The organism is Pseudomonas sp. HMWF006, from assembly GCF_003061205.1.
In the GTDB taxonomy this organism is placed as follows: Bacteria; Pseudomonadota; Gammaproteobacteria; order Pseudomonadales; family Pseudomonadaceae; genus Aquipseudomonas; species Aquipseudomonas monsensis.
In genome coordinates, this window is the sequence record NZ_QAIU01000576.1 from 1 (window position 1) to 2718 (window position 2718).

Consider the following 2718-nt stretch of genomic DNA (forward strand, 5'->3'; position numbering starts at 1 on the left):
GCCCCCCAAGGTGTCCACAACCCCACTTCGCCAACAAATCATCCTGCGCTCCGACAATCTCCGTTCCGACGACTTCGGTGCCCTCTTCTCCAGACTCTTCGGCAATCGCTACGCCGACACTCCGCCCCCGCCCTCCAGCATCATCATCGGCGGCGTCTATGGTCGGCATGACGGTGTCAGTTTTCGGCGCATGCATTACCACGGCGACTTCAGCGTTTCTTTTCCCGATCCGCAGGACGAGATCACGTTCGTCATTCCCACTGCGGGCAAGATCGTGTTCAACCACGCCACCGAGTCCATCGGTGTGTCGCACGTTGGCCTGGCAATCGACAAGGCTGACATTCGCTCTATGCGTTTCTTCGATGATCACGCGCATCACGGCATGTCGATCAATCGCCATCAGCTCACCGAGCGACTCTCGGCACTGTTGGAAAAACCGATTCTGGAGAAGATCGCTTTTGAACCCAGCGTTGATCTGAACACCGCAGCCTTTCAGGGCATCAAGGCGCTGATCGATCTGGCCACAGGCACTGAGTTTGATCTGTTGATCAACAGCGGCACGTTGATGCCGTCGCGATTGCGCGAGATGTTGATTGATGCGGTGCTGGAGGCGTGGCCGCACAATTTTTCCGAGGCGTTGCGGCGGCCGGCGCCGAGTGTGGCGCCACGGCATGTGAAGTTGGCGATGGCGTTTATTCAGGCGCATCCGGAGCAGTTGGTCAGTGGTGTGGAGCTGGCGCGGTTGAGCCATGTCAGTCAGAGGGCGTTGCAGGAAGGGTTTCGGCGGTTTGTCGGGATGTCGATTGTGGCGTATCAGCGGCAGGTGCGGCTGGAACGGGCTTATGAAGTGTTGAAGCAGCGCGGCTCGGCGTCGGTGACGGAGGTGGCGTTGCGGTTCGGGTTTAGTAATGTCGGGCGGTTTTGTCGGTATTTTCAGGGGGCTTATGGAGTGAGTCCCGCTGAGTTCAGGGTTCGGGATTAATCAGCTCATAAGCTGGAAAGCTAATTGTAGGAGCGAGCCTGCTCGCCCCTACAGTTTGTGTGTGTTTTTTTAGAACGCGTAGCTGGCCTTGAGGCCGCCACTGTAGCCGTGGCTGTCGCCCCCGCCGTTGGCCGCCACTTGCGCGCCCAGGCTCAGGGCGCCGAGGCTGGCCATGACGTTGACGCCGCCGCTGAACTGGTCGCGGTTGTCGAAGGCGGCGCGTTGCTCGATGTCGAGGCCCAGCAGTTGGCTTTGGCTTTCGACCTGATGCTCGCCGAATACGTGTTCGTAGCCGACCTGCACGCCGGGCACCAGTTGCCAGTTGCCCATCGCCAGCGGGGCGAAACCGATGTTGAGGTTGGCGACGGCGCTGCGGCGGGTTTGCTTGTTGTCGTCGACGTCGAGCGAGAGTTCGCTGCCCTGCTCTTTGAAGCCGTTCAGGTCGAGGTGGCTGACACGCAAGCCGAGGCTCGGTTCGAAGGTCATGCCGTTGACCGGGGCACGGTAGCCGAGCGCCAACGTCGCGCCACTGAGCTTGCCGTGGGTGTCGCCTTTGGCAGTGCCGAGGCCGCCGCCGAGGTCGCGTTTGCTGTCATAGTCGACGTAGCCGGCGCTGGCGTTGGCGTCGACGAACAAGCCGCGTTCCAGGCTTGCAAAGCCGTAGCGGGCGCCGAGGTTGAGGAAGGTGAAGTCGGTGTCGGCTTCGCCGCCCGCGCCGCCAACGCTACCTTTGCTGTAACCGAAGCCACCGCGGGCGCTCAGTTGTTCGCTGAAGCGCTGGGTGATGCCGACCATCAGGCCCTGGCTGTGTTCGTTACTGCTCTCGGCGTGGGCCGAACCGTCGGTGCCGAGGTAACTGGCGAGCGCGGTGCTCCACAGGCGATATCGGCCGACTTTGAGGTCGCTGCCGCTGGCGAACGGTGCGGCGGCTTGTTCGATCATCGCGTTTTCGCGCAGCAGGTAACTGGCGGTGTCGGCGTGGACCTGACCGCCGACCTGGGATTCGACACCGCCGAGGGTGCCGGCGTCGATGGCCGACTGCAGGTAATAGTTGTAGGCGCTGTAGGTGCCGGACAGTTGAGTGTTCTGTAACTGCCGGAGCAATTCGGCGCCGGCTGCGGCGTTGCCGATCAGCCCGGCCTGACCCGGCAGGCTGTGGTATTCGACCAGTTTGCCGCGCAGGACGTAGATCGTTTCCTGCGACAGACCGAGGCCTTGTTTGAGGTAGTTGTCCATGCTGCCGTATTCGGTTTTGACCTCATCGAGACCGGCCTGCAAATAACTGGCCTGAACGCCGAGCAGTGGTTCGTAGATCGCGGCCATGCTTGCCGGCAAGGCTTTGAGGGTCGCGGCAACACGGGCGGCGGTGTAGTCGTTGGTCGCCAGGTAGTTGGCCATGATCGTGGCGTCGTCGACACCGGCGATACTCTGCAATACGGCGGCGGTCCAGCCGGTGCGGTCCTTGCCCGCGGTGCAGTGGAACAGTTGGGCGGCGTCGACGCTGGCCAGTTCGTTGAACAACGTGCCGAACTGGCCGCGCATGCCGGCATCGCTGACGAAGGCGCGGTTGGTCTGCTCCATCATGGCGATGGCGTCGGCGGCGCTTTTGAACGAAATATTGGTGATGTTCGAACCGGAGGTGGTGCTGCCGATGATGTCGATATTTTCGTAAGTGGCGCCACTCAGCATCGTGTCGGGGGTGGCAGCGATTTCGCTGGGGGTGCGCAGGTCATAGA

At 61.8% G+C, this 2718-nt stretch carries 2 protein-coding genes; one reads left to right on the forward strand and one right to left on the reverse strand.

The window, feature by feature from the left end:
• Positions 1–10: 10 nt before the first annotated feature.
• On the forward strand, positions 11–982 hold the full coding sequence (locus DBR24_RS26415; RefSeq protein ID WP_128616181.1) for an AraC family transcriptional regulator: 972 nt from the start codon (positions 11–13) through the stop codon (positions 980–982).
• Between the two features lie 69 nt (positions 983–1051).
• On the opposite strand, the gene DBR24_RS26420 is transcribed toward DBR24_RS26415, so the two are convergent.
• Positions 1052–2718, reverse strand: a 1667-nt coding sequence (locus DBR24_RS26420; protein ID WP_128616180.1) for a tyrosine-protein phosphatase, incomplete at its 5' end; no start/stop codon positions are given.